Origin of the sequence: uncultured Chitinophaga sp., assembly GCF_937874145.1 — a bacterium.
In the GTDB taxonomy this organism is placed as follows: Bacteria; Bacteroidota; Bacteroidia; order Chitinophagales; family Chitinophagaceae; genus Chitinophaga.
Map to the genome: position 1 here is coordinate 1 of NZ_CALNBI010000089.1, position 5960 is coordinate 5960.

Sequence of the window (5960 nt, forward strand, 5' to 3'; positions counted from 1 at the left end):
GATTTTGGAAATTTTCCGTCTACTAGGAGTTGTGCATTGTTTAAGTGTAGGTATAATTTTGGAGAATCAATTTTCAAATAGAATGGGACTAATTTATCTGGTGGTAACGATATATTGATATGGAGAGAATCTTTGTATTTAGTTTCTTTGTTTACGATTAAAAGACCAGTCGGGCTTTTACCCACGAGAAAAATTGAATGATCTGAGTTCCCAACTATTCCGGATAAGTCTTCTTCAAGATGGATTTTATTTATTGGCTCTAACGCCTCCTCACTCGCCCACTTCCGCACAAATCCATTATTATTCTCATTCGGCATGGTTGTAATCGCCATCAGGGTGCCCAGGATGGCAATAGCGCCCACCATGATCAGGACGAGCCTGATAATAATTCTCTTGTTCATATGTGCTGAATTATTGGTTTATGCCATTCTCATTTGTGCGGCACTAGAGGATGCTGCGTGTTGTTTGTGTTCTATCATAAATATGGCGATCGCGGCGAGGAGCGTCATCCCGGCGTTGAACCAGAGGTGCTCGTCCCAGCTCATTTCTGCCAATACGCCGCCGCAACTGCAGGGGAGGTCGTAGGCAAAGTGGAGCATGATCCATATATAACCGGTGAAAAGGAACATGAGCCCGAAGGAAAGGTACAAGCCCAGCTTGCGGGTTTTTCTGATGATGAGCGCCAGCGCGAGCAGGAGCTCCCCGGCAGGCAAAGCCACGGCGATAAAACCGTTCATCCCCTCCAGGAAAGGAGATAAGCCTAACTGCGTTTTAAAATTGTCATAATCGAAGATTTTACTGATCGAAGTGTAAATCCACAGGATCACCAGGGCGGAAGTAATCACTTCCAGGCATAGATTTGTCACCCTGCTTTTCCAGGCTGATGTCTTGATCATGCGTAAGAATTTTATTAGTAGAATAGTGGGTCTTCCAAATTGTCTTTTAAGCTAATTTAATTGCGTACTTATGTGGCTAATCTCTGTTGACTCTTTCTGTGCCTTTGATTGTACTAAATTACTACCACCCAAAGCAGCAACACTGCAGTCGCAAAAAAATCTGAATTTTTTTTTCAGGATTTATGAATGTGGTTGTAAAATCAATTGATAATGCATGCGTATTTCTGTTATGTATGCAGCGCCCGCTGCACTTTTCCGCAGTTTCGTGCAGTGATGGTTGTTATCCTCCCTATCTTTCCGTAAATTGAATCTTAACAGTTTAGCTATGAAGAATTTTACAATATTTCTGCTGATGTTATTACCTGTATTCGCCTCCGCGCAGTCAGAGGGTTTTGAAGCCCGCTGGTTCACCCGCAGCGGCGAAACCCTGCCATACCGCCTCCTGCCGCCCGCAGGGTACAACGCAGGCAAGGCATATCCCCTTATTATATTCATGCACGGCATCGGCGAGCGCGGTAATGATAACGAGAAGCAACTCCTTCACGGGAGCCAGCTTTTCCTCAACGATTCCCTGCGCCAGCAATTCCCTGCATTCGTCATCTTCCCCCAATGCGCGGATAACGCCACCTGGGCGCCCATGATGGTGCAGCAGGACTCCTCCGGCAACCGTTCCTTCCATTTCCCCGCGTCCCTGCCGCCCACGGCGCCTTCGCGGCTGCTCTACAAGCTGATCGACAGCCTCATGGCCTCCGGCAGCGTGGATACGAAGCGCCTCTACGTCGGCGGCATGTCCATGGGTGGGATGGGTACATTCGATATGCTCGCGCGCTTCCCTTCGCGCTTCGCCGCCGCGTTCCCCATTTGCGGAGCCGGCAACGAAAAGCTCGCGAAACGATACGCTAAGAATACCGCCGTCTGGATCTTCCACGGCGCGGAAGATAAACTGGTGCCGCCCACTTCCAGCCGGAAATTCTACGAAAACCTGAAAGACAGGGGCGCCGACGTCAAATACACCGAGTACCCCGGCGTGGGGCACAACAGCTGGGACAATGTTTTCGCGGAACCGGAACTCTTCCCCTGGCTGTTCTCGCACCAACTGAAATAAAAAAAAGCTGCCCGAAGGCAGCTCTCACTCTCACAATAGCCGGATTGATCGTTAACGAGATATATGGCCCGGAGCACACCGCTCCGGGCTGTTTTATTATGCTTTGATCGCCTGCATGGAAGCTTTGGCGGCTTCCACGGTGAAGTCGATATCTTCCTGGCCGAGCGCATGGGAAATAAACCAGCTCTCGAACGCAGAAGGCGGCAGGTACACGCCTTTTTCCAGCATGGCGTGGAAGAAACGGCGGAACAGCTCGTTGTTGGCGCCCGAAGCAGACGTGAAGTCTACAATGGGATATTCCGCGAAGTGTACGCTCATCATGGAACCGATGTGGTTCACCTGGTGAACGACGCCGGCAGCGCCCAGTGCCGAACGCAGCCCCGCTACCAGCGCGCTGGTTTTCTCTTCCAGCTGCGTATAGATGTTAGGATGCTCGTTGAGCGTTTTCAGCAGTGTATACCCCGCGATCATCGCGATGGGGTTGCCGCTGAGCGTGCCCGCCTGGTACACTTTACCCGCCGGCGCGATATGCTCCATGATCTCGCGCTTGCCCGCAAAAGCACCCACTGGCATACCGCCGCCGATGATCTTGCCGAACGTCACGAGGTCGGCCTTGATGTTGAACAGCTCCTGCGCGCCGCCTTTGGCGAGGCGGAAGCCGGTCATCACTTCGTCCATAATGAATACGATGCCGTTTTTATCGCAGATGTCGCGGAGGCCTTCCAGGAAGCCCGCCTGAGGCAGGATGCAGCCCATGTTGCCCGCAACGGGCTCCACGATGATGGCCGCGATCTGGTCGGGGTTTTCCGCTACCAGCTGCTCCACGGCAGGCAGGTTGTTATAGGGAACGCTGAGCGTATCTTCCGCCACGGCCGCCGTAACACCGGGAACAGACTGAATACCGAGAGTAGCCACGCCGCTGCCCGCGCTCACGAGGAAGGAATCGGCATGCCCGTGGTAGTTTCCTTCGAACTTAATCACTTTATTCCTGCCGGTATACCCGCGTGCCAGGCGCAGTGCGCTCATGCAGGCTTCGGTGCCGGAGTTCACCATACGCACCATTTCGATATTGGGCACCATGCTGATGATCAGCTCGGCCACGGTCACTTCCAGCTCGGTAGGCGCGCCGAACGACGTGCTGTACGTTGCATATTCCTGGATGGCTTTCACCACCGGCTCATAGGCATGGCCCAGGATCATGGGGCCCCAGGAATTGATGTAATCCACATAGCGGTTGCCGTCCACGTCGTACATATAGGCGCCCTTCGCGTGCTGCATGAACACGGGCGTGCCGCCCACGCTGCGGAATGCCCGCACGGGGGAGTTCACGCCGCCGGGAATAACCTGGTTGGCCTTTTCGAATAATGCTTGGCTCTTTGTAAACATCTTTGCAGGGTTTTTATTGGTTTAACAGGCGTACCGCGTCTTTCGCGAAGTAAGTGGCGATCAGGTCGGCCCCGGCACGCTTGATGCTGGTCAGGCTTTCGATGATGGCCTTCTCTTCGTTGATCCATCCCATCTTCGCGGCGGCCTTGATCATGGCGTATTCGCCGGATACATGGTAGGCGCTCACGGGAACGGTTACGCTGTCTTTGATCAGGCGGATGATATCCAGGTAAGCCATCGCGGGCTTCACCATCACGATATCGGCGCCTTCGTCCACGTCCATCAGCGTTTCGCGGAGGGCTTCGCGGGCGTTGGCGTAATCCATCTGGTAGGTCTTTTTATCGCCGAAACCGGGCGCGGAATCCAGCGCGTCGCGGAAAGGACCGTAAAAGCAGCTGGCGTATTTGGCGCTATAGGCCATGATCCCGGTTTTGGTAAAGTTGTTTTCTTCGAGGATGTCGCGGATGGCGAGGATGCGCCCGTCCATCATATCGCTGGGCGCCACAAAATCCGCGCCGGCCTCGGCATGGCTGAGGCTCATGCGCGCCAGCACTTCCACCGTAGCGTCGTTCACGATCTCCTCGTTCTCCACGATGCCGTCGTGCCCGTAGCTGGAATACGGATCCAGGGCCACGTCCGTCATCACCACCATACCCGGCACGGCTTCTTTCACGGCCTTGATGGCGCGCTGCATCAGCCCGTCGGGGTTCACGGCTTCGGTGCCTTTGTTGTCTTTCAATTCATCCGCACATTTAATGAACAGCAACACGCTCCGGATGCCCATCGCCCACAATTCCTTCGCTTCCTGCACGGTGCCGTCGAGGGAATAACGGAAATAACCGGGCATGGAAGAAATCTCTTCCTTCACGCCTTTCCCTTCCACAACGAAGAGGGGCGCGATGAAATCGGCGGGGGTGAGGATGGTTTCCGCTACCATCGCACGGATGGCGGGAGAGGTGCGCAATATTCTGTTTCTTCTGATCATCACTGAAATATTTTAAAGTTCGTCTGTTACGGTTTTACCCACTCGCGGGGCTTGAGGTACTCCAGCAACTCAGCTTCCGGGCTTCCTTCCGCCGGGTGGTAGTCGTATTCCCAGCGCGCGCGGGAGGGAAGGCTCATGAGTATCGACTCGATGCGCCCGTTGGTCTTCAGCCCGAACAGCGTGCCGCGGTCGTGGATCAGGTTGAATTCCACGTAACGGCCCCTGCGGTATTCCTGCCACTCCACCTGCGCTTCGCCGTAAGGCAGATCTTTCCGCTTTTCTACAATCGGAAGATACGCTTTCAGAAATGCATTGCCGTTGGAGAACTGGAATTGCAGCAGGTCTTCCGCCGTGCGTTCCGCCGAAGGCCGCAGGTAGTCGTAAAATACGCCGCCGATACCGCGGGCTTCGTTGTTCCGGTGCTTGTTGACGAAGTACTCGTCGCACTGGCGCTTATATTGTTCGTAATACGCCCCGCAGGCCTCTTTGAAGGTACGGTGAAAATGAATGCCGTCTTCTTCATGGATGTAATACGGGGTGAGATCGGCGCCGCCGCCGAACCAGCTGTCCTGTATCTGCCCGTCTTCCCCGTACAGCTCGAAGTACCGCCAGTTGGCGTGTACCGTAGGCACATACGGGTTTTCAGGATGGATGACGAGGGAAAGCCCCGCCGCCAGGAAATTGCTGTTGTCCGCCACTTTGAACTGTTGCGCCATCACGGGCGGCAGTTTTCCGCTGACCACGGAAGTGTTGACGCCCCCTTTCTGGAACACGTTGCCGCCGGAAATCACGCGGGTAATGCCCCCGCCGCCTTCCGGGCGCACCCATCGGTCTTCCCGGAACTTCGCTTTCCCGTCGGCTTGCTCCAATGCAGCGCAGATCTCGTTCTGCAGCTGGTGGATGAAGGGAACGAAACGGTCTTTTACGGACATATTATGCATAGCTTTTAACGGCTTCGATGAATGCTTTGGCATGGTCCACGGGGATGTTCGGCAGGATGCCGTGCCCCAGGTTGGCGATGTACCGCTGCGGCCCGAATGCGTCGATCATTTTCTTCACGGACTTCTGAATTTCCGGGATCGGCTTCATGAGCTGCGCCGGGTCGAAGTTGCCTTGCAAAGTTACACCCGGACCGGCAAACTGGCGGGCCAGTTCAGGCTTGATGCACCAGTCGAGGCCGAGGCCCTGCGCGCCGGTGGCGGCCATTTCTTCCAGGGCGAACCAGGCGCCCTTGGCGAACACGATCACCGGGGCTACGCCCTGCATCGCGGCCACGATCCGGCGGATGTATTGCAGCGAGAAGTTTTCGAAGTCTTCCGGGCTGAGGAGGCCGCCCCATGAATCGAAGATCTGCACTACATCGGCGCCAGCTTCCACCTGTGCTTTCAGGTAGGCGATGGTGGTTTCGGTGATGCGGTTCAGCAGTTCATGGGCTACTTCGGGTTGGGTATAGCAGAAAGCCTTGGCTTCGTCAAATGTTTTGGAGCCCTTACCCTGCACCATATAGCAAAGCAGCGTCCAGGGGGCGCCGGCGAAGCCGATGAGGGGCACGCGGCCGGCCAGCGTTTGCTTCGTGAGGCGCAGGGCG

7 protein-coding genes are annotated in these 5960 nt (G+C 55.2%); 1 reads left to right on the forward strand and 6 read right to left on the reverse strand.

Annotated elements, in window-relative coordinates:
- Positions 1-401: hypothetical protein (locus Q0510_RS03905; protein WP_298708444.1), on the reverse strand; the 401-nt coding region annotated here is incomplete at its 3' end.
- A gap of 18 nt (positions 402-419) precedes the next feature.
- Positions 420-896: a MauE/DoxX family redox-associated membrane protein gene (locus Q0510_RS03910; RefSeq protein WP_298708445.1), complete on the reverse strand. Its 477-nt coding sequence runs from the start codon at positions 894-896 to the stop codon at positions 420-422.
- 352 nt (positions 897-1248) lie between these two features.
- Here Q0510_RS03910 and Q0510_RS03915 point away from each other — a divergent pair, with 352 nt between their 5' ends.
- Positions 1249-2001: an alpha/beta hydrolase gene (locus Q0510_RS03915; RefSeq protein WP_298708447.1), complete on the forward strand. Its 753-nt coding sequence runs from the start codon at positions 1249-1251 to the stop codon at positions 1999-2001.
- A gap of 96 nt (positions 2002-2097) precedes the next feature.
- Here the strand turns inward: Q0510_RS03915 and hemL are convergent, their stop codons facing one another.
- The 4 genes from hemL to Q0510_RS03935 all read right to left on the reverse strand — a co-directional run.
- Positions 2098-3387, reverse strand: a complete 1290-nt coding sequence (hemL, locus tag Q0510_RS03920) for a glutamate-1-semialdehyde 2,1-aminomutase (RefSeq protein ID WP_298708450.1) — start codon at positions 3385-3387, stop codon at positions 2098-2100.
- 13 nt (positions 3388-3400) lie between these two features.
- Positions 3401-4372 (reverse strand): porphobilinogen synthase, encoded by a 972-nt coding sequence (hemB, locus tag Q0510_RS03925; protein ID WP_298708452.1) that lies wholly within the window; start codon positions 4370-4372, stop codon positions 3401-3403.
- 26 nt (positions 4373-4398) lie between these two features.
- On the reverse strand, positions 4399-5304 hold the full coding sequence (hemF, locus tag Q0510_RS03930) for an oxygen-dependent coproporphyrinogen oxidase (RefSeq protein ID WP_298708454.1): 906 nt from the start codon (positions 5302-5304) through the stop codon (positions 4399-4401).
- A gap of 1 nt (position 5305) precedes the next feature.
- A partial coding sequence (locus Q0510_RS03935; RefSeq protein WP_298708456.1) for a uroporphyrinogen decarboxylase family protein occupies positions 5306-5960 on the reverse strand: 655 nt, incomplete at its 5' end.

Excerpts from the sequence above, each read along its gene's own strand:
- Q0510_RS03910 (WP_298708445.1), bottom strand. The coding sequence starts at position 896 with ATGATCAAGACATCAGCCTGGAAAAGCAGGGTGACAAATCTATGCCTG.
- Q0510_RS03915 (WP_298708447.1), top strand. The coding sequence starts at position 1,249 with ATGTTATTACCTGTATTCGCCTCCGCGCAGTCAGAGGGTTTTGAAGCC.
- hemL (WP_298708450.1), bottom strand. The coding sequence starts at position 3,387 with ATGTTTACAAAGAGCCAAGCATTATTCGAAAAGGCCAACCAGGTTATT.
- hemB (WP_298708452.1), bottom strand. The coding sequence starts at position 4,372 with ATGATCAGAAGAAACAGAATATTGCGCACCTCTCCCGCCATCCGTGCG.
- hemF (WP_298708454.1), bottom strand. The coding sequence starts at position 5,304 with ATGTCCGTAAAAGACCGTTTCGTTCCCTTCATCCACCAGCTGCAGAAC.